We start from the raw sequence: 25,557 nt of genomic DNA, 5'->3' as shown, positions 1-25,557 counted from the left end.
AACTTTTCTCCTAGTCCGTCTATCTGTACCTACATTATCTAATGAGGATGCAGTCTATGAGTAGTGCTTATCTTTTTACCTCTGAATCTGTTTCAGAAGGTCATCCAGATAAAGTCGCTGATCAAATCTCCGATGCCGTGCTCGACGCTATTATCGAACAGGATCCTGCTGCTCGCGTTGCATGCGAAACGCTGATCAAAACCGGTGTCGCAATTGTTGCTGGTGAAATCAGTACAACGGCTTGGGTCGACCTTGAACAAATCGTTCGAGATACCATTTGTGATATCGGTTACACCAGTTCAGATGTCGGCTTTGATGGCCAAACTTGCGGTGTGATGTCAGTCATCGGTAAACAGTCGCCTGATATCAACATGGGTGTAGATCGTGGCAGCGAAGAAGAGCAAGGCGCCGGTGACCAAGGTTTAATGTTTGGTTATGCCAGCAGTGAAACGGATGTTTTGATGCCAGCACCAATTACCTACGCACACCGTTTGGTTAAACGTCAGGCTGAAGTGCGTAAATCAGGCGAGCTATCATGGCTGCGCCCTGATGCGAAAAGCCAAGTCACGTTTATTTACGAAGACGGTAAACCGGTTGGCGTTGATGCAGTTGTCTTATCTACCCAACATAACCCGGATGTAACACAAAGTGATCTGCATGAAGCCGTCATGGAACACATCATCAAGCCCGTTTTACCGGCTGAGTGGTTATCATCAAAAACCCGTTTTCATATCAACCCAACTGGTCAGTTTATTATCGGCGGCCCTGTCGGTGACTGTGGTTTGACTGGTCGTAAAATCATTGTTGATACCTACGGCGGTATGGCACGTCACGGTGGTGGTGCTTTCTCAGGTAAAGATCCATCAAAAGTCGATCGTAGTGCAGCATATGCTGGTCGTTATGTTGCCAAAAATATTGTTGCTGCTGGCCTTGCTGATCGTTGTGAGATTCAAGTGTCGTATGCCATTGGTGTTGCCGAACCAACCTCGATCAGTGTTGATACCTTTGGTACAGGCAAAGTCAGTGAAGCCCGTCTGGTCGAACTGGTTCGTGAACACTTTGACCTTCGCCCAGTTGGCCTTATCAAAATGCTTGATTTGGTTAAACCCATTTATAAACAAACTGCTGCCTATGGTCACTTTGGCCGTGAAGAACTTGGCTTTAGTTGGGAAAACACCGATCTGGCCCCCGTCCTTCGTGACGCTGCTGGCCTCAAATAATTACAGGATTTTTTATCATGGAATCAGTCGTAGAAAACTTAGTGCCTGACTACAAAGTCGCCGATATCAATTTGGCGAAATGGGGTCATCAAGAAATTAAAATCGCAGAAAGCGAAATGCCTGGATTGATGGCATTACGTGAAGAATATGCCGGCAAAGCACCATTAAAAGGTGCGCGTATCGCTGGCTGTTTACATATGACCATTCAAACAGCCGTTCTTATCGAAACGCTGGTTGAATTAGGTGCAGAAGTTCGCTGGTCATCATGCAACATCTTCTCAACCCAAGACCATGCTGCGGCGGCTATTGCCGACCAAGGTATTCCCGTTTTTGCTTGGAAAGGCGAAACCGAAGAAGAAGCTGTTTGGTGTATCCGTCAGACAATTTTAGGACCAGATGGCTGGCGTCCAAATATGATTTTGGATGATGGCGGTGACTTAACGATGTTAATGCACACCGACTACCCTGAGTTATTAGCTGATGTGCGTGGTCTGTCAGAAGAAACCACCACTGGTGTTCACCGTCTTTATGAAATGATGCGTGAAGGTTCTTTGAAAGTCCCTGCAATCAACGTTAACGATTCAGTGACTAAATCAAAATTCGACAACCTTTATGGCTGCCGCGAATCATTGTTAGACGGTATCAAGCGTGCCACTGACGTGATGGTCGCCGGTAAAATCTGTGTGGTGTTGGGTTACGGCGACGTTGGTAAGGGCTGTGCTCAAGCATTCCGCGGCATGGGCGCAACAGTCATGGTGACTGAAATTGATCCAATTTGCGCGCTACAAGCAGCAATGGAAGGTTACCGCATTGTTACGATGGATGAAGTTGCTGATAGAGCCGATATTTTTGTAACGGCAACCGGCAACATCAATGTCATCAATCATGACCATATGGCTGCGATGAAAAACGAAGCCATCGTTTGTAATATCGGTCACTTTGATAACGAAATTGACGTTGCATCTCTGCGTAAATACGAATGGGAAAATATCAAACCTCAGGTTGATCATGTCATTTTCCCTGATGGCAAACGTATTATTCTGTTAGCTGAAGGTCGTTTGGTTAACTTGGGTTGTGCAACTGGCCATCCAAGCTTTGTGATGTCAGCCTCATTTACAAACCAAGTAATGGCGCAAATCGAGTTATGGCATAACCACCAAAACTACGAAAACAAAGTTTACGTCTTACCAAAACATTTAGATGAAAAAGTAGCGCGTCTGCATTTAAGTCGTATCGGTGCACAATTAACCGAAATGACTGCAGATCAGGCAAAATATCTGGGACTAGAAAAAGACGGCCCATATAAACCTGATCATTACCGTTACTAAAACCGGAAAAGGGCTAACTTTCGGTTAGCCCTTTTTCTTTGTAGAGAAGTAAACCTTATGGCGACATCACCTGTTATTAGCTGCGAGTTTTTTCCACCCAAAACGGAAAAAGGCGTTAGCAACCTGCAAATGGTTCAAGATGACCTAGCAGCACTTAATCCGGCTTTTTATTCGGTCACGTTTGGTGCTGGTGGTTCTACGCAAGACAATACGCTTGATGCTGTCGTCGCTATTCAACAACGTGCTGCTGAAACAGGCATTGATGCCGCACCACACTTATCGTGTGTTGGTTCATCCAAAGAGCGCATTAGCAGTATTTTGCAAACCTATCGCGATAATAATATTTCGCGCCTCGTCGCCTTACGCGGTGACTTGCCATCCGGTATGCGTGATCCAGGCGATTTTCGTTATGCCAATGAGTTAGTCGAATTTATTCGCGCGGAAACGGGTGATCACTTCACTATTGAAGTTGCCGCTTATCCTGAAGTTCATCCACAGGCACAAGATGCCAACAGTGACTTTGAAAACTTTAAACGCAAAGTAGATGCCGGCGCTGACAGTGCTATTACGCAGTATTTTTACAATATCGATGCGTATTTGTACTTTGCCGACCGTTGTATGCAATCAGGTATTGATATTCCGATCATTCCGGGCATCATGCCGATTAATAATTACGCACAATTAGCGCGTTTTTCCGCAGGCTGTGGCGCCGAAATTCCACGCTGGTTACGTAAACAGCTGGAAGCTTATTACGATGACATTCCATCGATGCAGGCTTTCACTACGGACTTCTTAACCGATTTCACAGAACAATTATTAGAAATTGAAGTACCGGGATTGCACTTCTACAGCATGAATAAATCCGAACCGGTATTAACTGTTTGTGAGCGCTTAGGCTTAATCGAAGACTAGCCTTTTAGCCAGTTCTTTCATGCAGTATTTTGCAGACTCTTTAATGGCAGCATTACAACTGCTATTGCAGTTGGATGCCGCTGTTTGGCAAATCATCATTACCTCAGTGGCGATTTCCGTAGTCGCTTCACTGATTGCAGCGATATTCGCCGTACCTGCTGGGGTGTTGATGGCAGTCTCATCATTTCTCGGTAAAAACGGTCTCCAGCATCTCTTAAATACATTAATGGCCATGCCAACGGTTGTGATTGGCTTATTACTGTATGGATTACTCAGCCGCATGGGCCCTCTCGGTAGTTGGGGACTACTCTATACCCCGACAGCAATCATCTTGGCTCAGGCCATTTTGATTTTTCCGATCATGATGAACCTCAGCATTACTGCGGTGAAAAGTGCTGACCCGCGTTTGTTACCGACCTTAAAAAGTCTTGGCGCAGATCGCCGCCAGCAAACTTTCCAAATCATTCGGACTGTTCGGCTAGCTATCGTGATTGCCATTATCACGGGTTTTGGTCGTGCGATTGGCGAAGTCGGGGCTGCCATGATGTTAGGCGGTAATATTGAGGGCTATACCCGCACCATGACGACAGCCATCGCTTTAGAAACCAGCAAAGGTGAGTTTGAGTTAGCCCTTGCGCTGGGCGTTGTACTGCTGGTGATTGCTTTTGTTTTGAACTTCACCTTATCAGCTTTGGATAAGCGTATCCGATGACAACTTGTTATCAACTACGCAATATAAAGGTGAATTACGGCTCACACTGTGCGCTGGCAATCCCAACACTTGATATTCCACAAGGTGAGACAACTGCAATCCTAGGGCAAAATGGCGCGGGGAAATCGACATTACTGTCGCTTTTGGCACTACTCAACCAACCAAGCACTGGTGATGTTTTATTATCTGGCGAGCCAACATCGCCGATAACAAGATTACAACGCCAACGTATTGGTCTTGTCACACAACAACCCTACTTATTACCGGGATCGATTCGCGATAACATCACGTTAGCGTTACGTTGCCAGCACATCCCTAAAGCTTTACATGCTGAGCGAATTGCAGAAGCATTAGTTGCCACCAACCTGACGCATCTCGCCGAACAAGATGCAGCGACCCTTTCTGGCGGGGAACTGAAACGTGCAGCCTTAGCGCGGGTGCTGGCTTACCGTCCAGATATTTTGTTGCTTGATGAGCCCTTCTCACATCTCGATAGTCAGCATATCCAACAGTTAGAAAGGTTGATACAAAGTTTTCAAACTGAAAATCGCACCATTATTTTTACCACCCACGATAGGCTGCAAGCTTATGCCCTTGCCTCTAAGCATATCCATTTAATGCATGGGCAACTGACCGAAACACCACTACTCAATTTGTTTCACGGGCATTTGACCGGTGAATGCTTTGAAACCGGCAAAATCAAACTATTTACCACCGCAACTAAGCCATCTGCCCGCCACATTGCCATCGATCCTAGAGATATCGTGCTAAGTCGGGAGTCACATTCAGACAGTAGTGCTAGAAATCAGCTCCAAGGACGTTTAACTCAAATCGCTGAGGATGGTCATGAGGTTCGCCTTCACATCGAATGTGGCGAGACATTTAAAGTCATTATCAGTTATGAATCACTGAAAGAGTTGCAGTTTCAAATTGGTGACTGGCTATGGCTCAGTTTTAAAGCAAGCGCGGTAAAACTGCTCTAAATCTTAGCGCTCATATCGCTTTATTTAGTTTTCAAAAATCACTGAAATCATTGCTAGACGTTGTATAGCGCTTTACCAAACGAACATTGAGTCATTAATTTTTAAAAAGCTGTATAGGCAACGGCGTTTGCTTTGCGGTAACATTGAATCATGCTCATAACATCTTGTCGTCCAAAATAAGTGAAACCCTCATTACAGCTACGTGTCGGCCAAAGTCTGTCTATGACGCCACAGTTACAACAGGCCATTCGCTTGTTGCAACTTTCCTCATTAGAACTTCAGGCCGAAATTCAGGAAGCGCTCGAAAGTAATCCGTTGCTGGAAGTCGAAGAAGACTACGATTACGACGCGCCGGAAGTGGGTGCGCGAAATAATAACGACGACAGTCGAGAAATCAGTTCACTGGACAACCGTGATATACCTGAAGATTTGCCGGTAGATTCACAGTGGGAAGACACCTACGACCATCAGCCTTCCAATCCAAGCAGCAGTAGCAATAATTCGGATGGTGATTTTGACCGTGAAGGCCAAGACGGAAGTAGTGATAGTCTGCAACAACACTTGTTATGGCAGATGCGCTTAACACCGTTTACCGATGCCGAACAAGCCATCGCCACCACTATCATCGACTCCATCGAAGATGACGGTTATCTCAAATGCACAATGGAAGATGTTCAGCTAAGTCTAGGTGAAGAGCTTGCAGACATTGAGTTGGATGAGATTGAAACCGTATTACACCGGATCCAGCATTTTGATCCTGTCGGTGTCGGCGCACGAGATCTTCGCGAATGTTTGTTAATTCAATTACGCGTCTATGATGTTGCCGCATTACAACATATCGATTTGCTTACTGAGCTGATTGATAAACATCTCGATACGCTTGCCAAACGTGACTATGCTGCCATTAAACGCGCATTAAAAGTTAGTGATGATGAGCTTACCGAGTTGGTCCGCAGTATTCAGCTACTGAACCCTCGCCCCGGCAGCGCAATTCAAACGGACAATACCGAATATATTGTCCCTGATGTTTATGCCAAAAAAATTAATGGCCGCTGGCAGTTATCTTTGAACCCTGACAACGCGCCTCGCTTACAAATTGCTGATCACTACGCACAACTTATTAATCGCGCAGATAGCAGTGCCGAAAACACTTACTTAAAAAATAATTTGCAAGAAGCACGCTGGTTTTTGAAAAGCTTACAAAGCCGAAATGAAACCCTCATTAAAGTCACCGAAGCCATTGTCGAAAGACAACGAGACTTTCTTGACCATGGTGAAGAAGCGATGCGCCCGCTAGTGCTTGCAGATATTGCTGAAGCGGTCGAAATGCATGAATCGACTATTTCTCGCGTAACCACCCGGAAATATCTGCATACGCCGCGCGGTATATTTGAATTGAAATTTTTCTTCTCAAGCCATGTCGGCACAGAAAGCGGTGGTGAATGTTCAGCGACCGCAATTCGTGCCATTATCAAAAAACTAGTAGCGGCTGAGAATCCAAGAAAACCACTGAGTGACAGCAAAATTGCTGATATTCTCGGTGAACAGGGCATCAATGTAGCGCGTCGAACGATCGCTAAGTACCGTGAGACATTGATGATAGCGCCCTCAAATGAGCGTAAGCGACTGGTGTAAACCAGTTTTCATCCACCAAGAGGAGTGATGCATTATGCAATTAAACCTAAGCGGACAACATTTAGATATCACCGACAGTCTTCGGGATCATGTAAATAAAAAATTTGAAAAACTGACCCGACACTTTGACCATATGACGAATGTTCATGTGATTCTGTCCGTCGAGAAAGAGCGTCAAAAAGCAGAAGCGACTGTTCACGTTAGTGGTGCAGACTTGTTTGCTTCAGACGAAAATGAAAACATGTACACCGCGATCGAAAATCTGGTGGCCAAATTGGACCGTCAGATCATCAAACACAAAGATAAAATCAAAGACCACCATCAAGCCGATGGTGCAATGAAAAAGCACAACGCGAGTTAAGGTCTGACATATGCTCATCGCTGCACTGTTAGTGAATGCAGATAACATTAGTTATCAAGACGAAGCCACCAGTAAAAAACGGGTGTTGGAGAACCTCAGCCATAAGCTGGCGGCCAACAGTGAGTCTTTGGGCGCTGAGAAAGTGTTTCAGGTACTGCTTGAGCGGGAACGCTTAGGCAGTACCGGTCTCGGTAAAGGTGTCGCAATTCCGCACGCACGCGTGCCGGGCTTAACCCACACGATTGCAGCCATGTTGACCTTGGCAGAACCCATTGATTTTGAAGCTGCAGATGGACAGCCAATTGATATCGCGTTTGGTTTGTTGGTACCAGAAGAAGATTCTGAAAATCATCTACAACACTTATCACGTCTTGTGACCTTATTCAGGGATGCTGATTGTTGCGGCAAAATCCGTAATGCGGGTAGTGCTGAAGCCTTATTTGAATACCTATTGTCGATCGACGACGATTAATTTCCTGTTACCAACTTCTTACCCTCCCATCTATGTCTAACGAAGAAAAACATCACCAACATGGTGTGATGGTTCGTTGGCAATCACAAGGCATTCTGATTTGCGGCGAGCCCGGCGTTGGTAAAAGTAGTTTTGCCTTGAGTTTGCTGAACCAAGGCGCTCAATTCATCGCTGACGACATCGTTGAACTTCATCGACAGCAAGATAGTGTTATCGCCAACGCGCCTCAAAATGCGTATGGCTTTTTACATCATCGAGAACTTGGTCTATTGGACATCCAAGCGCTATTTGGCGTTGAACAACTTATAAGCCACTGTGAAATTGATTGCATGGTTTTGTTAACCAATACACCAACAGATACGGTGCAATTTTCACCGCAACAGACCATGACAATACTTGGTGTCGTTCTACCGCAACTGACCTTGTGTACACAAAACACTTTATCTTTACATGAGCGGCTTAGCATTTGGCTACGCCAAAAAAGCCTTACCGACACCGAAGAAAAGTTTGTAAACGCGCTTTATAGAGACAGCTCAGAAAACAGCTGAGATTTGCGAAATCACTTGTTATCCATTACATTCAAGGCCGTTACCCGCCTTGAAAACTGGCCCAGAGACAGCGCATGACTGTAGGTATTTTAATCGTATCGCATAACCATATCGGTACTGAGCTTATCAACACTGCACGACAGATGTTGTCTTGCTGCCCGTTGCCGACCAAAGTCATTTCGATTGAGGTCAAAGATGATCCCGATGCTATTCGAAAGCAATTGGATCGCGATTTAGTCGGGCTGGATCAAGGACATGGAATCCTGATCCTCACGGATATGTTTGGCTCCACTCCCAGTAATATTGCTTGTGCTGTTTCAGACCGCAATGACATTCGAATTGTCTCTGGTTTGAATCTGCCCATGCTGATTCGGGTGCTGAACTATCCGACACTGAACCTAGAAGAATTAGAAAATAAAGCAATCAGTGGTGGCCAGGAAGGTATTGTTCGCTGTCATCACTCTGGATACCTGTCATGACCGAGCAAACCTTTACTATCATTAATAAATTAGGCCTACACGCACGTGCAGCGGCAAAGTTTGTCACAACCGCCTCAGCGTATAAAGCCGATATTTTGGTGCGTCGCCAAGATCGTGAAGTCAATGGTAAAAGCATAATGGGTGTCATGATGCTCGCTGCGGCTAAAGGTACAGAAATTACCGTGAAAGCTGATGGCGAAGATGCGGATGACGCATTACAAGCCATTGGCGAATTAATCGGCAATTATTTTGGAGAAGGCGAATGACCCTAGAATTACAAGGGTTAGGCGTTTCTCGAGGTATCGCCATCGGGCGTGCCCATATTCTGTTTCACAATCAGCCCGATGTTAGAGAATACTTAATCCCGGCATTTGCTATTGAGCAAGAAGTCGACCGCTTACTCGATGCCATTGAGCAAGCCAAGCAGCAGTTGAAATCCATTAGAAATCATATTCCGGCGAATGCGCCATCAGATGTGATTTCGTTTATCGATACGCACATTCTCATGCTTAATGATTCCTCATTAAGCAAAGTGCCTGTCGATATGATTCGTCAGCGTCGTTGTAACGCTGAGTGGGCGTTGCAGTTACAGCGTGATGCACTCATCAACGTTTTCAATGAAATGGATGACCCTTATCTGCGTACCCGCAGAGATGACGTTGACCATGTGGTAAACCGTGTTCACCGGATCTTGGCCGATCAAGAAGTTGCTGATCACGAAATTCCAGATGGCCGCCTGAAAGGCCATATCATCATTGCTGAAGATTTGACACCAGCAGATACCGTTTTGATGCAGCATCAAGGCATTGCCGCGTTTGTCACGGAGCATGGTGGCGCCACATCTCACACCACCATTTTGGCGCGCAGTCTTGGTATTCCTGCGATTATTGGTGTTGAGTCGGTCAGACGTTATGTCCAAGATAACGAACCATTAATTGTAGATGGTGAAGCCGGTATTATGATTGCCGGGGCTGACGAAAAAGTCACTGCTGAATTCCAACAACGTCGTATTGCCTTTGACGAACATATTTCGTCTTTAAGCCGCTATAAATCGCAGCCAACCAAAACGCGGGATGGCAAAGATATAACACTATTGGCTAATGCGGAGTTGCCTGAAGATATCAGTACTATTTCGGCAGCAGGTGCTCAAGGTATTGGTCTATACCGTACCGAATTTCTGTACATGAACCGATTAACACCACCGGAAGAAGAAGAGCAGTTAGCTGCTTATCGTGATGTTGTTGAGGGCATGAATAATCACCCGGTAACCATCCGTACCTTTGACTTAGGTGCTGACAAAACGGTTGACGGTGGTCGCCAGTTATCACAAAACGTTGTGACCAATCCGGCTTTAGGTCTGCGTGCTATTCGCCTTTGTCTAGCGCAACCTGCCATGTTCCGCACGCAATTACGTGCCATTTTGCGCGCCTCGGCGTTTGGCAAAATCAAAATCATGTTCCCAATGATTTCAACCATGCATGAACTCCTGCAAGCGCGTAATTTGCTTGAGCAATGCAAAGTTGAATTAGATCGTGAGGGGTTGGAATACGACCGACATATCGAAACCGGTGCCATGATTGAAATTCCAGCCAGTGCGGTATGTGCCGATATGTTTGCCCGCCATGTCGACTTTTTGTCGATTGGTACCAATGACTTGATTCAGTACACCTTGGCGATCGATCGTATCGATGATCATGTGAACTACCTTTATGATCCGCTGCATCCTGCCGTATTGAAGCTGATTCACATTACTTTGGAAGCAGGTAAACGTCATAACGTGCCTGTTTCGATGTGTGGTGAGATGGCTGGTGATCCGCGATTTACACGTCTACTGTTGGCAATGGGATTAGAAAATTTCAGTATGCATCCCAATGCGTTGCTTGAAGTCAAACAGATCATCAACGAAACAGACTTGAGCCAACTGCCAAGTAATACCATGCAGATCATGGAAGTGTCTGATGCGCTCGAAGCAGACATGTTGCTGGAGCAAATCAACGCGCCCGTGCACGATCATTAATTTTCTTATTCCGCTTGTTGGTGATAAATCTGAGTTTTATTCCCATTGCAAACGACTAGTTTGACTGTCATCAACTAAGCGGCATGAGATTTAACGCTATCAAGTATCGGCGCCACAAGCTAAAATACGCGGCAAATCAATCCCCAAACACCGACGCCATGTGGAGCCGGAAATGTCAGAGCTGGATCAACACCACGCTTTAAATCGATCATTAGATACCCTCGCTGAAGCGCTGCATAGTGGTCGCTTTGTACGAATGCGTCGATTACTGGCAAGCCTACACCCGGCAGAAACAGCGCATTTACTCGAATCGTTACCACCACCTGAACGTAAAGTTTGCTGGCCTATCATCAATCCAGAGCTGCGTGGTGAAGTCCTCTCCTATATCGGTGAAGATGTCCGTACCAGTTTGATGGTCGACATGGACACTGCAGATCTGCTCAGCGCGACCGAAGATCTCGACACCGATGACGTGGTCGACTTATTACAAGATCTGCCAGATCATGTGATGCAAGAAGTCTTGCGAGCGATGGACAGTCAACGCCGTCGTCGCATCGAACTGATTTTGGGTTATGAAGAAGACACCGCCGGTGGTTTGATGAACACCGACGTGGTGACTGTTCGTTCTGATATCACGCTGGAAGTTGTACTTCGTTATCTGCGTATGCTTGGTGAATTGCCTGAAAACACCGATAGCTTGTATGTCGTCGATCACAATGACAAATACCTAGGCACACTAAGATTGTCGCAAGTCGTCAGTCGCAGTCGCTCAATGACCGTGCGTGAAGTTATGTCGCATCAGGTTGAGCCGATTCCGGCCAATATGTCTGATGAAGACATTGCGCACCGCTTCGAGAAACATGACCTGATTTCTGCACCGGTTGTCGATAAAGATAATCACTTGCTAGGCCGTATCACCATCGATGACGTGGTTGACGTTATCCGTGATGTCGCCGAGCACTCAATGTTGAGTATGGCGGGTTTGGGTGAAGATGAAGATACCTTTGCCCCTGTTAAGAAAAGTGTTCATCGTCGTTCTTTATGGCTTGGTATCAATTTGATCACCGCTTTTCTGGCTGCATGGGTCATTGGTTTATTTGATACCACCATCGAAAAAGTAGTGGCGCTTGCCGTATTAATGCCGATCGTTGCCAGCATGGGCGGCATTGCTGGTAGCCAGACGTTAACGCTTGTTATTCGCTCTATGGCACTGGGCCAGCTCAATGATAAAAATAAACGTTGGCTACTCAAAAAAGAAATTGCCGTTGGTGCGCTAAATGGAGTGATTTGGGCGATTACGATCGCCTTTGTAACTTACCTTTGGTTCCAAGAAGTTGGCTTAGCGGTGTTAATTGGTGTTTCGATTATCATCAACCTTTTAGCCGCCTCAATGGCTGGTGTCACCATTCCGCTGGCGCTCAAACGCCTCGGTATTGATCCTGCACTTTCAGGCAGTGTTTTATTAACCACCATCACAGATGTGGTAGGTTTTATGGCATTCCTCGGATTTGCTACGCTTTTTATTGTTTAATTTTTGACCGGAAATTTTTATGTCAGGCAACAGCTTCGGAAAACTGTTCACAGTCACCACCTTTGGTGAAAGTCATGGACTAGCGCTTGGTGCTATTGTCGATGGTTGCCCGCCGGGAATGGCATTAACTGAAGCTGACTTACAAGGCGATTTAGATCGTCGTCGTCCGGGCAAAAGCCGACACGAAACGCAGCGTAGAGAGCCTGACTCAGTCAAAATTCTGTCTGGCGTTTTTGAGGGTAAAACAACCGGAACACCGATTGGCCTATTAATTGAGAACGTTGATCAGCGCTCTAAAGATTACGGCAACATCGCACAGCAATTCCGTCCAGCCCATGCTGATTATGCCTATCATCACAAATATGGTGTTCGTGATTATCGTGGTGGTGGCCGTTCGTCAGCTCGTGAAACCGCAATGCGTGTCGCTGCTGGTGGTATTGCCAAAAAATACCTATGTGACCGCTATGGAATTGAGATTCAAGGCTACTTGGCCCAGCTCGGCCCCATTAAAGCCGAAACACTCGATTTCTCACACCTTGATAACAGCCTGTTTTTTAACCCGGATCCGGCTATCGAAAGCCAATTAGAAGATTATATGGACGCGCTTCGTAAAGAAGGTAATTCGATTGGAGCCCGAGTGAATGTAATTGCTCGCAATGTACCTCCAGGCTTAGGTGAACCTATTTTTGATCGTCTGGACGCTGATATCGCTCACGCAATGATGAGTATTAATGCCGTTAAAGGTGTGGAAATTGGTGCAGGCTTTGACTCTGTCACCCAAAAAGGCACCGAACATCGTGATGAAATGACACCGAATGGCTTTTTAAGCAATAACGCCGGTGGCACATTAGGTGGTATTTCGAGCGGTCAGGATATTGTTGTCAGTATGGCGCTCAAGCCAACATCAAGTTTACGTATTCCTGGCCAAAGTATTGATGTTAACGGTGATCCAATCGAAGTTGTGACTCATGGTCGTCACGATCCCTGTGTTGGTATCCGGGCGACGCCTATCGCAGAAGCGATGCTAGCGCTAGTATTAATGGATCATATGCTACGTCACCGCGCACAAAATGCGGATGTCGTAACTGACACGCCAATTATTCCGGCTCAAGCTCAGGATTAATGCCACTTCCACAAGTCCCCTATTGGCGACTGTCTGGCTTTTATTTCTTCTACTTTGCCACATTAGGGGTATTGGTCCCCTACTTTGGCCTGTATTTGCAGTGGGAAGGATTTTCAGCCAGCCAAATTGGTGAATTAACCGCCATATTGTTGGCAAGCCGGATCATTGCACCCAATGTCTGGGGATGGATAGCCGATCATCAAGGTCAGCGGATGAAGATTGTGCGTCTGGCAAGCTTTATCGGCGTCATCATTTTCAGCGGTATTCTTATCGACCAAAGTTATCTTTGGATGGCTTTGGTATTGATGGGATTTAGCTTTTTCTGGAACGCCACCCTACCGCAATTTGAAGTCACCACCCTGCAACATCTGGGTGAACACAGCCACCACTACAGCAAAATTCGGTTATGGGGTTCGATTGGTTTTATCGTCATTGTTTTATTGTTGGGCTGGTTGACTGAAAAGTATGATGCTGGGGTTGTTCCGTATGCCTTACTTATCAGCACAGCAGGTATTTGGCTAGTCAGCCTGACAGTGCCGGAATCAGCAAGTCGACATTTAAGTCTTAAACAAGTCCCGCTAAAAACGATTTTAAAACAGCCGTCGGTCATTGCCTTTTTAGCCATTTGTTTTCTAATGCTGCTAGCGCATGGGCCTTACTATACGTTCTATAGTATTTACCTTGAGATGTATGGGTACGAGAGAAGCCTCATCGGTATTTTATGGTCACTTGGTGTCGTCGCTGAAATTGGTGTTTTTTTGTTAATGCACCGCTGGTTACCTAAGTTTGGTATTCGGTTGGTGTTGTTAACTAGCTGCATTTTAAGTGCACTTCGCTGGGCCTTAATCGCACTGTTTCCAGAAAATCTGCCCATGCTGATTGCTGCGCAAACTTTACATGCAGCAAGTTACGGCATGTTCCATGCCTCAGCTATCGCATGGGTTCACGAACACTTCACAGGTCGCAATCAAGGCCGAGGGCAGGCCTTGTATAGTAGTGTCAGCTTCGGCGCCGGCGGTGCTGCAGGCAGTCTGATTAGCGGTTATCTCTGGCTCGAACCAGGCCCATCAGCCACCTACCTGCTTGCAGCGGTTGTTGCACTTATTGGCTTCTTGGTAGGTTATGTCTGGTTAAAGCAGCAACCAATTTACGACAAAAAACCGGCTGAAAACCCGCATTAAATCTGCCTTATTGGCTTCCATTCCCCTTACTTTAGCAGCTATAATCAGAGGCTATTAAATCAACGAACTCTGTAGACAACATTGGCTTGTCACTAATCAGGTGGGATATGCACTTCTCAATCAAGAAAGGGCTAACATTGCCCATAGCAGGCGCGCCGGAACAAACCATCAGCGATGGTAACTCGGTCACTTCGGTCGCTGTTCTAGGGAATGAATACGTGGGAATGCGCCCCACGATGCTGGTAGAAGAAGGAGATCGAGTCAAACTTGGTCAGCCCTTGTTCGAAGATAAGAAAAATCCAGGCGTCTTTTTCACCGCTCCCGGCGCTGGTATTGTCAAAGCCATCAACCGTGGCGCCAAACGTGCACTCCAATCTGTTGTCATCGATCTTGAGGGTGATGACGCCATCACTTTTAATAGCTATCAAGCCGATGCACTTAACCAACTTGATAAACAAACGGTTGAGAAGCAACTGTTAGATTCTGGCTTATGGTTAGCCTTACGCACACGCCCATATAGCAAGTCTCCGCTACCGGGCACCGAACCCCACTCCATTTTTGTCACGGCGATCGACAGTAATCCCTTAGCAGCCGATCCAGCCGTCATCATTAACGAATACAGTGACGACTTCAAAAATGGTTTAACTGTCTTAAGCCGACTCACTGCAGGCAAAATTAACTTATGCCAAACGCCACAAGCGGCATTGCCAACACCTGCCAACGAACAGATTGAAACGCATACTTTCTCAGGCCCACATCCAAGTGGTTTAGTAGGTACTCACGTTCACTTCATTGATCCTGTTAGCGTCAAGAAAACTGTTTGGCACATTGGTTACCAAGACGTTATAGCTATCGGTAAATTATTTACCACTGGTGAATATTGGGTTGAACGTATCGTCGCGATGGCCGGCCCACTGGTTAACTCACCACGCTTAATTCGTACTCGTCTTGGTGCTAATACCGAAGACTTGGTGCGTGGTGAAGTGCAAAGTATTCAGTCTCGCGTGGTATCGGGCTCCGTATTACAAGGCCATACAGCTAACAACTGGGCAGCCTATTTGGGTCGTTTCCATACCCAAATCTCTGTGATCGCTGAAGGTAATCAACGTGAATTACTTGGCTGGATCCGCCCAGGTGGTAAAGATAAATTCTCGGCATTAAATGTTTTCTTCTCGAAAATCTTTGGTAAGAAAAACTTGGCACTGACTAGTTCGCAAAATGGTAGCCCTCGCGCCATGGTGCCGGTCGGTGTTTTTGAATATGTAATGCCATTAGACATTCTGCCAACACAATTACTGCGGGCTTTATTGGTACGTGATACCGATTCAGCGCAAGCATTGGGCTGTCTTGAATTAGACGAAGAAGACTTGGCCCTGTGTTCGTATGTTTGTTCCGGTAAGTATGAGTACGGCCCAGCATTGCGAGCCAATCTCTCGCAAATTGAAAAAGAAGGTTAATCATGGCGCGTCTTAGAAGATTCCTTGACCGTATCGAGCCATCCTTTCAAAAAGGTGGGCCATATGAGAAGTTTTATGCTCTCTACGAAATGGTTGATACATTTATCTACAGCCCTGCGGATACAACCCGCGGCTCACCGCATGTTCGTGATGGTATCGATCTAAAACGGGTCATGAGTTATGTGGTTGTCGCCACATTCCCCGTTTTACTGTTAATGCTTTGGAATACAGGTTTCCAAGCTAACAGCGCCATGGCAGAACTCGGCATGGCGACTGCAGAAGGCTGGCGCGGTTGGATCATGAATACCTTTGGTATTGCTTATAACCCGCAAAGTATTTTTTCTAATATGTTCCACGGGCTGCTGTATTTTTTGCCCATCTACCTCACCACCCTTGTTGCCGGTGGTATCTTTGAAGTTATCTTCGCCGCCGTCCGTAACCATGAAGTAAATGAAGGCTTTTTGGTTACCTCAATGCTTTACTCCCTGACACTACCGCCATCAACACCGCTTTGGCAGGTTGCCTTGGGTATCATCTTTGGTGTCGTGATTGGTAAAGAAGTCTTTGGTGGTACAGGCAAAAACTTCCTGAACCCAGCTTTAACTGGCCGTGCATTTCTTTATTTTGCCTATCCAGCATCAATGTCAGGTGATGCCGTTTGGACAGCGATTGATGGTTATACAGGTGCAACACCGTTAGGCTTGGCTGCATTAGGTGGTATTCAGGCAGTAACAGATGCTGGTTACACTTGGTGGCAAACATTCGTTGGTTTTATGCCTGGCTCATTAGGTGAAACCTCCACATTAGCCATTTTGTTTGGTATGACCTTTTTGCTTATCACTCGCGTGGCTTCTTATCGGATCATGTTCGGCGTATTCCTCGGCATGTTCCTGACCAGCGCCCTCTTTAATGTCATCGGCAGTGACACGAACCCAATGTTTGCTATGCCTTGGTACTGGCACATGACTTTGGGTGGTTTAGCCTTTGGCATGGTGTTTATGGCAACTGACCCAGTATCTGCGGCCATGACCAATAAAGGTCGCTGGATTTACGGCATTTTGATTGGTTTTATGACGGTACTTATTCGTGTTGTGAACCCGGCTTTCCCTGAAGGCATCATGCTTGCCATCTTGTTCGGCAATATTTTTGCACCGCTCATTGACCATTTTGTGGTGCAAGCTAACGTTAAACGCAGACTACAACGAAGCTAAACTATGACTGATACGACTAAAAAATCAGGATTTCTTGGTGGGCTAATGTCCCTGCCAAATGACGATCCGCGTAAAACCATTTTCATCGCGGTCTTACTTTGTCTGGTCTGCTCGGTTTTAGTATCAACCGCTGCAGTCGCCCTTAGAGGTCAACAGACAATTAATCAAAAAAATGATATTCGCCAAAATATTCTGGCTGTGACCGGTCTTTATGAATCGGGCATGGATATCGATGCTGCTTTTGAGCGTTTTGACGTTGAGCTGGTTAATTTGGATGAAGGCAAATATGCCGAAACTGATATCGATCCAACCAGCTTCGATCAGTATAAAGCGGCCGGCACACCAGAGTATGGTGTTGATATCGAAAACGACATCGCGGGAATTGGTAGTCGTGCGAAATACGCCACGATTTATTTATTACGTGATTCCGAAACAGATGCAGTCCAACAAGTCATTCTGCCTGTTAGTGGTTATGGCTTATGGTCAACCATGTACGGTTTCATATCCCTTGAGTCCGATTTAAATACCATTAGCGGTCTGCGGTTTTATCAACATGCTGAGACGCCAGGTCTTGGTGGTGAGATTGATAACCCTCGCTGGCGCGCCAAGTGGGAAGGCAAAAAAGTCTACGATGAAAATGGCACCGTTGAACTACGTGTTGTTCGTGGTTTTGTAGATGAAAATGCCAGCAATGCTGAATACAAAATCGATGGCCTTTCGGGTGCAACATTAACCAGTCAAGGTGTTTCAAACATGATGGTTTATTGGTTGGGCGAGCAAGGTTTTGGTCCGTTTTTACATAACTTACGCGCTGAGTTGGAGAGTAACTAATGGCAAGTCAGGCGAAAAAAAATATTGTTGATCCATTAATCGACAACAACCCAATCACACTGCAAGTACTCGGGATTTGTTCAGCCCTTGCGGTAACAACGAGTATGACTGCGGCATTAATCATGTCGATAGCCCTCACTAGTGTTACGGCTTTCTCGGGCGCTATTATCAGCTCTATTCGTAAGCATATCCCGACCAACATTCGTATTATCGTGCAAATGACGGTTATTGCTTCTCTGGTAATCATCGTTGACCAAATCCTCAAAGCCTATGCGTATGAGGCAAGTAAACAATTATCGGTATTTGTTGGTTTGATTATTACCAACTGTATCGTTCTTGGTCGTGCTGAAGCCTACGCGATGAAAAACCCACCGATGATGAGTTTTCTAGATGGTTTAGGTAATGGCCTGGGTTATAGCCTTATCTTGATGGCGGTTGCGTTCTGCCGTGAATTAATTGGTACAGGTAAAGTATTTGGTCAAACCATTATTCCTTTAGCCAATGAAGGTGGTTGGTATATTCCAAATGGCTTAATGCTACTTCCACCAAGTGCATTTTTCATTATTGGTCTGATGATTTGGGCTATCCGTAGTTGGAAACCACAACAAGCGGAATCACCGGATTATCAAATTCATCAAGTTCACCGGACGGAGGTACTGTAAGTGGAACATTATCTCAGTCTGTTTATTCGCTCGATTTTTGTCGAGAACCTTGCCTTAGCATTCTTCTTGGGCATGTGTACTTTCCTTGCTGTTTCGAAAAAAATTGAAACAGCATTAGGTCTGGGTATCGCCGTTATTGTCGTGCAAGCCATCACGGTTCCAGCTAATAATTTGATTTACCAATATCTGCTGCAAGAAGGTGCGCTGGCTTGGGCTGGTTTACCTGATGTTGATCTAAGTTTCTTAGGTCTTATCAGTTATATCGGCGTTATCGCAGCGATGGTGCAAATCATTGAAATGGCGATGGATAAATATGCGCCAGCACTCTACAACGCATTGGGTATCTTCCTACCGTTAATTACCGTTAACTGTGCCATTTTGGGAGGAACGCTATTCATGGTTGAACGTGATTACAACCTCGCAGAAAGTGCCGTTTATGGTGTGGGTAGTGGACTTGGTTGGGCATTAGCAATTACTGCCATTGCTGGTATCCGCGAAAAATTAAAATACTCTGATGTACCTGATGGTTTACAAGGTTTGGGGATCACATTCATCACCACCGGTCTGATGGCGCTTGGGTTTATGGCCTTCTCGGGGATTCAACTGTAATGGAAATCATACTTGGTATCGTTTTATTCACACTGATCATCTTAGTACTGGTCGGTATCATTCTCAGCGCACGCTCTAAATTAGTCGCGACCGGTGATATTGAAATTATCGTCAATGACGAAAAAACTATTCGCACTCCTGCAGGCGGTAAATTACTCGGCGCATTAGCAGATGCTAATTTGTTTGTTTCATCTGCCTGTGGTGGCGGTGGTACTTGTGCTCAATGTAAGGTCAAGATTTTTGAAGGTGGCGGCTCAATTTTGCCAACGGAAGAGTCACATATCACTAAACGTGAAGCAGCCGAAGGTGATCGCCTTTCTTGCCAAGTTGCCGTTAAACAAAACATGCGTATTCAGGTTCCTGAAGAAGTCTTCGGTGTTAAGAAGTGGGAATGTACTGTTCGCTCTAATGACAACGTAGCCACATTCATCAAAGAGCTGATTCTGGAATTACCTGAAGGTGAAGATGTTAAATTCCGCGCCGGTGGTTTTATTCAAATCGAATGCCCTCCGCATACTGTTGAATATAAGAGCTTCTCGATTGGTGATGAATATCGTGGCGACTGGGATCGTTACGACATGTGGCGCTACAAATCAATCGTAAAAGAAGATGTTGTGCGTGCCTACTCAATGGCGAACTATCCGCAAGAAAAAGGCATCATCATGCTGAACGTACGGATCGCATCACCACCACCAAATGCTGATGATGTACCACCGGGCATTATGTCGTCATACATCTTTAACCTGAAAGCGGGTGACAAAGTGACTATCTCAGGTCCATTTGGTGAGTTTTTCGCCAAAGATACCGACAAAGAAATGGTCTTTATCGGCGGTGGTGCAGGTATGGCACCAATGCGTTCACATATTTTCGATCAACTTGGCCGATTGAAGTCTAAGCGTAAGATCACTTTCTGGTACGGCGCTCGTAGCCTACGTGAGATGTTCTATACCGAAGACTTTGATCAACTGGCGGCTGAAAATGACAATTTCACTTGGAATGTCGCCCTGTCAGATCCTTTACCAGAAGATAACTGGGAAGGTTACACCGGCTTCATTCACAACGTGCTTTATGAAAATTACTTAAAAAATCATCCAGCACCAGAAGACTGTGAGTTCTACATGTGTGGTCCACCAATGATGAACGCTGCTGTTATCAAAATGCTTGAAGACTTAGGCGTTGAACGTGAAAACATCATGCTGGATGACTTCGGGGGCTAAATGTCGACATTTATCGCTGCTTTTGTCCTGTTATTAGTTGTTGTCGCGGCAATGGCAATTGGCGTATTGTTTGGACGTAATGCCATCAAAGGCAGTTGTGGTGGCCTTAATCAGGTCGGCTTGTCAGGAAGTTGTGGTGGTGCCTGCTCAGCCGCAGAAAAAGAAGAATGCGCAGCCAGAAAGCATGCGCAGGAAAATGCTTAACGCGCTGAGGAGAGCAACATGTTGGCATCACTGAAAGTTAAAGATCACATGAACGGTACTAAACTAACGTTCACGCCTGACATGGATGTATTAAAAGCCATTCATCAGTTAATTGAATTTAAGGTGTCTGGGGCACCGGTGATTGATCATCACGGTAACCTTATCGGCTTTTTATCTGAAAAAGACTGTATGCAAGTAGCTTTAAATGCGGCTTACCAAGGTGAAACAGCTGGCCGCGTTGAAGAATATATGCACAACAGCGTTGAAACTATCGACTTCGAGGCCTCTATCATCGATGTAGCCGATATTTTTTTAAAGACAGCTTACAAATGCATGCCAGTCATTAAAGAAAATCGTTTGGTCGGTTCTATTACCCGTCAAAATATTCTTAAGGCGTTGCAGATCACCGCAAATCCAGAGTCGGTTAAAAAGCCAAGCCATCAACAGTCAACCAAACAAAATATTCACGTCAGCAGCCCAACTTAATACCTTGATCTGTTGTTCATAGGCAGCCGCTCATGCGGCTGTTTTTGTTTCTAACACTAACTTCTTGTAGGCTTAGCCTAATTCATTACATTCGAGCTCATCATGATTTATAACAGCATCCTCGACACCATTGGTAACACCCCTATTGTTCGCCTTAATCATATCGCGCCTAAGCATGTTGATATGTACGTTAAAGTCGAATCATTTAATCCAATGGCTTCAGTAAAAGATCGGCTTGCTATTGCCATTATTGAAGATGCTGAGCAGCGCGGTGTTTTAAAGCCAGGAATGACCGTTGTCGAAGCAACCTCAGGTAACACAGGTATAGCTCTAGCCATGGTCTGTGCTGCTAAAGGTTATAAATTTGTTGCGACCATGGTGGAAACATTCTCTGTAGAACGACGCAAAATAATGCGTGCCTTAGGTGCTAAAGTGATCCTGACGCCTGCTGCAGAAAAAGGCACGGGTATGGTGAAAAAGGCAGAAGAATTAGCCAACAAATATGGCTGGTTTCTAGCACGACAATTTGAAAACCCAGCTAATCCAGCCTATCACAGAAATACTACTGGTCCCGAAATCCTCAAAGACTTTGCTGGTAAACGTTTAGATTATTGGGTTTCAGGCTGGGGTACTGGCGGCACATTAACCGGTGCTGGTGAAATGATTAAGCAAGCACGCCCACAAACCAAAATCATCGCAACGGAACCTGAAAATGCAGCCCTATTATCAGGTGCCGATTGGCAGCCACATAAAATTCAAGGTTGGACACCTGACTTTATTCCTGACGTGCTTAACCGAAATGTCTATGACGAGCTTTATACTGTCTCAGATGAAGAGTCTAAGCATTGGGCACAAAGATTAGCCAGTGAAGAAGGCATTTTTGTTGGACTTTCATGTGGCGGTACATTAGCCGCAGCAATGAAAGTGGCTGAGCAAGTTGAGCCTGGCGCTGTCATTTTAGCGATGCTTCCTGATACCGGTGAACGCTATCTATCTACTTATTTATTTGAAGGCATAAACGAAGGCTCTGACGATGAGTGGCTCGCCAGCCTAGATTAATTAGTGGCTTAACACTTCAGCAACTGCCATCGACCAACAGCACGTGTGATTAGCCCCAACAATTATACGGCTAGTCACCTTATCGAATTTTTCCAACTTCGATAAATACGACGCTAGTACCGAGCCTGGCACGACATCATCTCGCTCGCCTATTAGATGGATTTGCGGTATCGCTTCTAGGGCTTTACTAAAATCGACAGGATTAAGTGAACCTATAAGCGGCTGTGACGCGTTGTAATCGGTCCAACGCTTATGATCTAAGTTACCAGCAACAGTAAGTAGTAAATCAACATCCGGACGTTTTACAGCGATAATACTGGCCACCGCACCGCCGCCTGAGTAACCAATCAAACGCACCGACTTGGCTTGATAGCGAATTTTTACTGCCGTAATTGCACGGTTCATTGAATCAATGACTTCTTGTGAGTAGCGATGTGATGTCCAAATCGCTTTATCACAGCTATTAAATCGTGTGCTTTCAAGATATTGGCAAGGCCGTGCAAGATATACCGAGTTACCTCCTGTACTTTGTGCTAAAGCCAGTGCCGTTCCAGGCATGCCATCACCTTCAATGAAAATATTTAAGGTTTCGGCATACTGCAAATTAGGCGGTGCAAAGCCCATAATGATATGGTTACCGCCCGTGAACATCATACGTTTCCACGGCATCGGTTCTGGTTGAGCGTGAACCGACGAAACAAAGAGTAAGAGCACCATGAACAGTTTCATATCGCGCCTCCCACAAGTGAGTTCACAAAAAATGCTGCATTAACAGTGCCATAGTGAGTTGTGCACGATCTTTTTCAGCTTTGCTTACTGTCATCAAACAGCGCTAATATGTCGCTATGAAGCCATATATCCAGCGTTTTGCAGCCAGCAAAGAATATTTTTTTGTTGAAGGTTGCTACATCAATGAGTTACATAATGCCGCGCAAGATCCGGATGTTTCTATCGCGCGTGCACGTATTGAGCGCGGCGTAACCACTCATTGGCACCAATTAAGTGCAACAACAGAGCGTTATGTCATTTTGGAAGGGCAAGGCGATGTTGAAGTCGGCGATCTTCCTGCACAAACGGTATTTGCTGGTGATGTTGTCGTTATTCCACCAGATACACGTCAACGAATGACCAATACGGGTATTGGAGATTTAATATTTTTAGCGATCTGTACACCAAGGTTTCGCGTTGAAAATTATGCAGAGTGTGAATAGCGATCGATACTTGTCAGCATGATAGATAATCACTAAACTTGATTTATTGTTTCAATATATCAAGTTGTATATCGTGGAAAAACGTTCTTCACATGGTGGCAAACGCTTAGGGGCTGGTCGTAAAAAAGGCAGTTCGACACAAGAGCCAACCGTTGTCATGCGCATTCCTGAAAGCCAACAACAGTTAGTGCGTGATTATATTCAGATGTATAAAAGCCAGCAGCCAATAGTAGCGCTAAACGATAATCTGATTAGTTATCCAAGTGCTGCATTACAAAACCATAGCTATCCATTATTTAGCAGTAAAGTCGCAGCCGGATTTCCGTCCCCTGCAGATGAGCATATGGAAAAACGGCTTGATCCAAATGAGTTTCTGATCGATAACCAAGATGCCACCTTCTTTGTCACGATTGAAGGACAGTCAATGATTGACGTTGGTTTAATGCCGGGTGACAAAGCGATCGTTGACCGCTCAAAAAAACCGGTTAAGAACCACATCGTTCTCGCCGTCGTGAATGGTGAGTTTACTATCAAAAGGCTTGGTATAGATGCTAATGGACGGCCATTACTATTGCCAGAAAATAGCAGTGGCAACTACCGTCCAATCATCATTAATGAAGGTATGCAATTTGAAATTTGGGGTGTTGTGACTGGCGCATTCCGACGGTTTTGATATGACAAAACCAGCTCGTCATATCGCACTTATCGACGTAAACAACTTTTACGTATCCTGTGAGCGTGTATTTAACCCCAAATTAAATGGTCGTCCCGTCGTCGTGCTCAGCAATAACGATGGTTGTGCAGTTGCCCGTAGCGATGAAGCCAAGCAAATTGGCATACCAATGGGGGCACCATGGTTTAAATTCAAAGATCTCGCACAGCAGCACAACGTTATCGCTTTATCTTCAAATTACGCTTTATATGCGGATATGAGTAATCGCGTAATGCGGATCCTTAATCAATTTAGCCCCGATCAAGAGATCTACTCTATTGATGAATGCTTTTTAGATCTAACCCGCTTTCAGCACTTAAATCTTACAGACTACGCTAGGCAGATGCGCGAAACTATTAGACAGTGGACGGGGTTACCTGTTTCGGTAGGTATTGGTTCTTCTAAGACGTTAGCTAAACTGGCAAACCATTGTGCCAAAAAACATCAAGCCGGCGTTTCTAACTTTAACGAGCTTTCGAATACATCATTAGATAGTTTGCTCGCTACTATTCCACATAGCGAAGTCTGGGGGATCGGCAGAAAACTCGCTGAGAAACTAAATCATAGCAACAACATATCAACGGCATTTGATCTTAAGCATTCCCAAGCCAATAACTTACGTAGTCAATACAGTGTTGTTATGGCAAAAACGATTAGAGAGCTCAACGGTGTTGCCTGTCTTGAATTAGATCAGATGATCCCGCCCAGAAAACAAATTCTTAGTTCGCGGAGTTTTGGTATTCCCGTTACCGAAAAACAAAGTTTGGCAGAATCTATCACGCTTTATATTAGTCGTGCAGCTGTAAAACTCCGGAAGCAACAATCGTTATGCTCGCTGGTATACGTATCTATTCGTAGCAGTCCATTCCAAGACCATACCCGTTTTTATCACGGTAATCTTTGTGTTGCTTTAAATGTAGCCACCAATGACACAAGGCAGCTATTAAAGGCAGCGCTATTTGCCTTAGATAAAATATACCTTCCCAGAGTACGTTATGCCAAAGCAGGCATTATTCTCAGTGAAATAACGTCAATTAATCAGCAACAGCCAAGTCTATTTTCAGAACCACACAGTCGTATCGACACAGATCTGATGATGTTATTAGATGATGTTAATAATAGATTAGGCAGGGATATGTTGAAGATCGCACGAGAAGGCTTCACACGACCCTGGAAAATGAAACAAGATCATAAGACCCAAAGCTATACAACTAACTGGCAAGAATTATTACGCGTGGGGTGATGTGTTGATTACCTATTAACCAGGCGAAAAAAAAGCCCGACTCGATTAGAGTCGGGCTTTTTAGTATTAAAGCCTGGCAGTGTCCTACTTTCACATGGGAACTCCCACACTATCATCGGCGCTGAGCTGTTTCACTTCTGTGTTCGGGATGGG

General features: G+C 45.4%; 28 protein-coding genes. 27 read left to right on the top strand and 1 reads right to left on the bottom strand.

The genetic code is table 11. The features are described from left to right. The first annotated feature begins 56 nt into the window (after window positions 1–56). From metK to cysK, 24 genes are all read left to right on the top strand, one after another. Entirely contained in the window at window positions 57–1,220 is a 1,164-nt protein-coding gene (metK, locus tag OMP94_RS09090) for a methionine adenosyltransferase (protein ID WP_266277975.1), read from the top strand. A gap of 17 nt (window positions 1,221–1,237) precedes the next feature. Further along, entirely contained in the window at window positions 1,238–2,548 is a 1,311-nt protein-coding gene (ahcY, locus tag OMP94_RS09085) for an adenosylhomocysteinase (RefSeq protein ID WP_266277974.1), read from the top strand. A 57-nt stretch (window positions 2,549–2,605) separates the two neighbouring features. Next, entirely contained in the window at window positions 2,606–3,460 is an 855-nt protein-coding gene (gene metF, locus OMP94_RS09080; protein ID WP_266277973.1) for a methylenetetrahydrofolate reductase [NAD(P)H], read from the top strand. A gap of 43 nt (window positions 3,461–3,503) precedes the next feature. Continuing rightward, window positions 3,504–4,172 (top strand): ABC transporter permease, encoded by a 669-nt coding sequence (locus tag OMP94_RS09075; RefSeq protein ID WP_266277972.1) that lies wholly within the window; start codon window positions 3,504–3,506, stop codon window positions 4,170–4,172. Next, complete coding sequence (locus OMP94_RS09070) at window positions 4,169–5,155, top strand: ABC transporter ATP-binding protein (RefSeq protein ID WP_266277971.1); 987 nt, start codon at window positions 4,169–4,171, stop codon at window positions 5,153–5,155. Before OMP94_RS09075 ends, OMP94_RS09070 begins: the two co-directional genes overlap by 4 nt. Window positions 5,156–5,335: 180 nt before the next feature. After that, window positions 5,336–6,790 (top strand): RNA polymerase factor sigma-54, encoded by a 1,455-nt coding sequence (locus tag OMP94_RS09065; protein ID WP_266277970.1) that lies wholly within the window; start codon window positions 5,336–5,338, stop codon window positions 6,788–6,790. A gap of 34 nt (window positions 6,791–6,824) precedes the next feature. Further along, window positions 6,825–7,151 carry a ribosome hibernation-promoting factor, HPF/YfiA family gene (hpf, locus tag OMP94_RS09060; protein ID WP_266277969.1) on the top strand — a complete coding sequence of 109 codons (327 nt, stop codon included), beginning with the start codon at window positions 6,825–6,827 and terminating at the stop codon, window positions 7,149–7,151. A gap of 10 nt (window positions 7,152–7,161) precedes the next feature. After that, window positions 7,162–7,623, top strand: coding sequence for a PTS sugar transporter subunit IIA (locus tag OMP94_RS09055; RefSeq protein WP_266277968.1), 462 nt, complete (start codon window positions 7,162–7,164; stop codon window positions 7,621–7,623). A gap of 32 nt (window positions 7,624–7,655) precedes the next feature. Beyond that, complete coding sequence (locus OMP94_RS09050; RefSeq protein WP_266277967.1) at window positions 7,656–8,171, top strand: HPr kinase/phosphorylase; 516 nt, start codon at window positions 7,656–7,658, stop codon at window positions 8,169–8,171. A 74-nt stretch (window positions 8,172–8,245) separates the two neighbouring features. Continuing rightward, window positions 8,246–8,650, top strand: coding sequence for a PTS sugar transporter subunit IIA (locus OMP94_RS09045; RefSeq protein WP_266277966.1), 405 nt, complete (start codon window positions 8,246–8,248; stop codon window positions 8,648–8,650). Further along, window positions 8,647–8,916: an HPr family phosphocarrier protein gene (locus tag OMP94_RS09040; RefSeq protein WP_266277965.1), complete on the top strand. Its 270-nt coding sequence runs from the start codon at window positions 8,647–8,649 to the stop codon at window positions 8,914–8,916. Before OMP94_RS09045 ends, OMP94_RS09040 begins: the two co-directional genes overlap by 4 nt. Next, window positions 8,913–10,667: a phosphoenolpyruvate--protein phosphotransferase gene (gene ptsP, locus OMP94_RS09035; RefSeq protein WP_266277964.1), complete on the top strand. Its 1,755-nt coding sequence runs from the start codon at window positions 8,913–8,915 to the stop codon at window positions 10,665–10,667. The genes OMP94_RS09040 and ptsP overlap by 4 nt, the downstream gene beginning before the upstream one ends. A 172-nt stretch (window positions 10,668–10,839) precedes the next feature. Next, window positions 10,840–12,198, top strand: a complete 1,359-nt coding sequence (gene mgtE / locus OMP94_RS09030) for a magnesium transporter (RefSeq protein WP_266277963.1) — start codon at window positions 10,840–10,842, stop codon at window positions 12,196–12,198. A gap of 19 nt (window positions 12,199–12,217) precedes the next feature. Further along, window positions 12,218–13,321 carry a chorismate synthase gene (gene aroC / locus OMP94_RS09025; RefSeq protein WP_266277962.1) on the top strand — a complete coding sequence of 368 codons (1,104 nt, stop codon included), beginning with the start codon at window positions 12,218–12,220 and terminating at the stop codon, window positions 13,319–13,321. Further along, window positions 13,321–14,502 (top strand): MFS transporter, encoded by a 1,182-nt coding sequence (locus OMP94_RS09020; protein ID WP_266277961.1) that lies wholly within the window; start codon window positions 13,321–13,323, stop codon window positions 14,500–14,502. The genes aroC and OMP94_RS09020 overlap by 1 nt, the downstream gene beginning before the upstream one ends. Window positions 14,503–14,609: 107 nt before the next feature. Then, a complete protein-coding gene (locus OMP94_RS09015; protein WP_266277960.1) occupies window positions 14,610–15,959 on the top strand; it encodes a Na(+)-translocating NADH-quinone reductase subunit A in 1,350 nt (449 codons plus the stop codon). A 2-nt stretch (window positions 15,960–15,961) separates the two neighbouring features. Further along, entirely contained in the window at window positions 15,962–17,170 is a 1,209-nt protein-coding gene (locus OMP94_RS09010) for an NADH:ubiquinone reductase (Na(+)-transporting) subunit B (RefSeq protein WP_266277959.1), read from the top strand. 45 nt (window positions 17,171–17,215) lie between these two features. Further along, entirely contained in the window at window positions 17,216–18,001 is a 786-nt protein-coding gene (locus OMP94_RS09005) for a Na(+)-translocating NADH-quinone reductase subunit C (protein WP_266277958.1), read from the top strand. Further along, the gene (locus OMP94_RS09000; protein WP_266277957.1) at window positions 18,001–18,663 is read left to right on the top strand and encodes an NADH:ubiquinone reductase (Na(+)-transporting) subunit D; all 663 of its coding nucleotides are present in this window, start codon (window positions 18,001–18,003) and stop codon (window positions 18,661–18,663) included. The genes OMP94_RS09005 and OMP94_RS09000 overlap by 1 nt, the downstream gene beginning before the upstream one ends. Further along, complete coding sequence (nqrE, locus tag OMP94_RS08995; RefSeq protein WP_266277956.1) at window positions 18,664–19,272, top strand: NADH:ubiquinone reductase (Na(+)-transporting) subunit E; 609 nt, start codon at window positions 18,664–18,666, stop codon at window positions 19,270–19,272. Further along, window positions 19,272–20,489 carry an NADH:ubiquinone reductase (Na(+)-transporting) subunit F gene (gene nqrF / locus OMP94_RS08990; RefSeq protein ID WP_266277955.1) on the top strand — a complete coding sequence of 406 codons (1,218 nt, stop codon included), beginning with the start codon at window positions 19,272–19,274 and terminating at the stop codon, window positions 20,487–20,489. The genes nqrE and nqrF overlap by 1 nt, the downstream gene beginning before the upstream one ends. Continuing rightward, on the top strand, window positions 20,490–20,693 hold the full coding sequence (gene nqrM, locus OMP94_RS08985) for a (Na+)-NQR maturation NqrM (RefSeq protein ID WP_266277954.1): 204 nt from the start codon (window positions 20,490–20,492) through the stop codon (window positions 20,691–20,693). A gap of 18 nt (window positions 20,694–20,711) precedes the next feature. Beyond that, window positions 20,712–21,179 carry a CBS domain-containing protein gene (locus OMP94_RS08980; RefSeq protein WP_266277953.1) on the top strand — a complete coding sequence of 156 codons (468 nt, stop codon included), beginning with the start codon at window positions 20,712–20,714 and terminating at the stop codon, window positions 21,177–21,179. Between the two features lie 102 nt (window positions 21,180–21,281). Next, window positions 21,282–22,238 carry a cysteine synthase A gene (cysK, locus tag OMP94_RS08975; RefSeq protein ID WP_266277952.1) on the top strand — a complete coding sequence of 319 codons (957 nt, stop codon included), beginning with the start codon at window positions 21,282–21,284 and terminating at the stop codon, window positions 22,236–22,238. On the opposite strand, the gene OMP94_RS08970 is transcribed toward cysK, so the two are convergent. Beyond that, entirely contained in the window at window positions 22,239–22,967 is a 729-nt protein-coding gene (locus OMP94_RS08970; protein WP_266277951.1) for an alpha/beta fold hydrolase, read from the bottom strand. A 116-nt stretch (window positions 22,968–23,083) separates the two neighbouring features. Between OMP94_RS08970 and OMP94_RS08965 the strand changes: the two genes are divergently transcribed. The 3 genes from OMP94_RS08965 to OMP94_RS08955 all read left to right on the top strand — a co-directional run bounded on the left by OMP94_RS08965 (window position 23,084) and on the right by OMP94_RS08955 (window position 25,404). Then, window positions 23,084–23,449, top strand: a complete 366-nt coding sequence (locus tag OMP94_RS08965; RefSeq protein WP_266277950.1) for a cupin domain-containing protein — start codon at window positions 23,084–23,086, stop codon at window positions 23,447–23,449. 73 nt (window positions 23,450–23,522) lie between these two features. Continuing rightward, window positions 23,523–24,122: a LexA family protein gene (locus OMP94_RS08960; protein ID WP_266277949.1), complete on the top strand. Its 600-nt coding sequence runs from the start codon at window positions 23,523–23,525 to the stop codon at window positions 24,120–24,122. 1 nt (window position 24,123) lies between these two features. Further along, complete coding sequence (locus tag OMP94_RS08955; protein ID WP_266277948.1) at window positions 24,124–25,404, top strand: Y-family DNA polymerase; 1,281 nt, start codon at window positions 24,124–24,126, stop codon at window positions 25,402–25,404. The last annotated feature ends 153 nt before the right edge of the window (window positions 25,405–25,557 follow it).

This window comes from Methylophaga sp. OBS3 (genome assembly GCF_026319325.1).
Taxonomy (GTDB): Bacteria; Pseudomonadota; Gammaproteobacteria; order Nitrosococcales; family Methylophagaceae; genus Methylophaga.
The sequence above is the reverse complement of the archived record's forward strand: the minus strand, read 5'-3'. Positions and strand labels throughout refer to the sequence as shown.

What these genes read in the sequence shown, in the direction of transcription:
- nqrF (WP_266277955.1), top strand. Translation starts at nt 19,272, where the DNA reads ATGGAAATCATACTTGGTATCGTTTTATTCACACTGATCATCTTAGTA.
- OMP94_RS08980 (WP_266277953.1), top strand. Translation starts at nt 20,712, where the DNA reads ATGTTGGCATCACTGAAAGTTAAAGATCACATGAACGGTACTAAACTA.
- OMP94_RS09050 (WP_266277967.1), top strand. Translation starts at nt 7,656, where the DNA reads ATGTCTAACGAAGAAAAACATCACCAACATGGTGTGATGGTTCGTTGG.
- OMP94_RS09070 (WP_266277971.1), top strand. Translation starts at nt 4,169, where the DNA reads ATGACAACTTGTTATCAACTACGCAATATAAAGGTGAATTACGGCTCA.
- OMP94_RS08955 (WP_266277948.1), top strand. Translation starts at nt 24,124, where the DNA reads ATGACAAAACCAGCTCGTCATATCGCACTTATCGACGTAAACAACTTT.
- OMP94_RS09040 (WP_266277965.1), top strand. Translation starts at nt 8,647, where the DNA reads ATGACCGAGCAAACCTTTACTATCATTAATAAATTAGGCCTACACGCA.
- OMP94_RS09020 (WP_266277961.1), top strand. Translation starts at nt 13,321, where the DNA reads ATGCCACTTCCACAAGTCCCCTATTGGCGACTGTCTGGCTTTTATTTC.
- hpf (WP_266277969.1), top strand. Translation starts at nt 6,825, where the DNA reads ATGCAATTAAACCTAAGCGGACAACATTTAGATATCACCGACAGTCTT.
- ahcY (WP_266277974.1), top strand. Translation starts at nt 1,238, where the DNA reads ATGGAATCAGTCGTAGAAAACTTAGTGCCTGACTACAAAGTCGCCGAT.
- ptsP (WP_266277964.1), top strand. Translation starts at nt 8,913, where the DNA reads ATGACCCTAGAATTACAAGGGTTAGGCGTTTCTCGAGGTATCGCCATC.
- OMP94_RS09045 (WP_266277966.1), top strand. Translation starts at nt 8,246, where the DNA reads ATGACTGTAGGTATTTTAATCGTATCGCATAACCATATCGGTACTGAG.
- OMP94_RS09055 (WP_266277968.1), top strand. Translation starts at nt 7,162, where the DNA reads ATGCTCATCGCTGCACTGTTAGTGAATGCAGATAACATTAGTTATCAA.
- aroC (WP_266277962.1), top strand. Translation starts at nt 12,218, where the DNA reads ATGTCAGGCAACAGCTTCGGAAAACTGTTCACAGTCACCACCTTTGGT.
- cysK (WP_266277952.1), top strand. Translation starts at nt 21,282, where the DNA reads ATGATTTATAACAGCATCCTCGACACCATTGGTAACACCCCTATTGTT.
- mgtE (WP_266277963.1), top strand. Translation starts at nt 10,840, where the DNA reads ATGTCAGAGCTGGATCAACACCACGCTTTAAATCGATCATTAGATACC.
- OMP94_RS09015 (WP_266277960.1), top strand. Translation starts at nt 14,610, where the DNA reads ATGCACTTCTCAATCAAGAAAGGGCTAACATTGCCCATAGCAGGCGCG.
- metF (WP_266277973.1), top strand. Translation starts at nt 2,606, where the DNA reads ATGGCGACATCACCTGTTATTAGCTGCGAGTTTTTTCCACCCAAAACG.
- metK (WP_266277975.1), top strand. Translation starts at nt 57, where the DNA reads ATGAGTAGTGCTTATCTTTTTACCTCTGAATCTGTTTCAGAAGGTCAT.
- OMP94_RS08965 (WP_266277950.1), top strand. Translation starts at nt 23,084, where the DNA reads ATGAAGCCATATATCCAGCGTTTTGCAGCCAGCAAAGAATATTTTTTT.
- OMP94_RS08970 (WP_266277951.1), bottom strand. Translation starts at nt 22,967, where the DNA reads ATGAAACTGTTCATGGTGCTCTTACTCTTTGTTTCGTCGGTTCACGCT.
- OMP94_RS09005 (WP_266277958.1), top strand. Translation starts at nt 17,216, where the DNA reads ATGTCCCTGCCAAATGACGATCCGCGTAAAACCATTTTCATCGCGGTC.
- OMP94_RS09075 (WP_266277972.1), top strand. Translation starts at nt 3,504, where the DNA reads ATGGCAGCATTACAACTGCTATTGCAGTTGGATGCCGCTGTTTGGCAA.
- OMP94_RS09000 (WP_266277957.1), top strand. Translation starts at nt 18,001, where the DNA reads ATGGCAAGTCAGGCGAAAAAAAATATTGTTGATCCATTAATCGACAAC.
- nqrM (WP_266277954.1), top strand. Translation starts at nt 20,490, where the DNA reads ATGTCGACATTTATCGCTGCTTTTGTCCTGTTATTAGTTGTTGTCGCG.
- OMP94_RS09010 (WP_266277959.1), top strand. Translation starts at nt 15,962, where the DNA reads ATGGCGCGTCTTAGAAGATTCCTTGACCGTATCGAGCCATCCTTTCAA.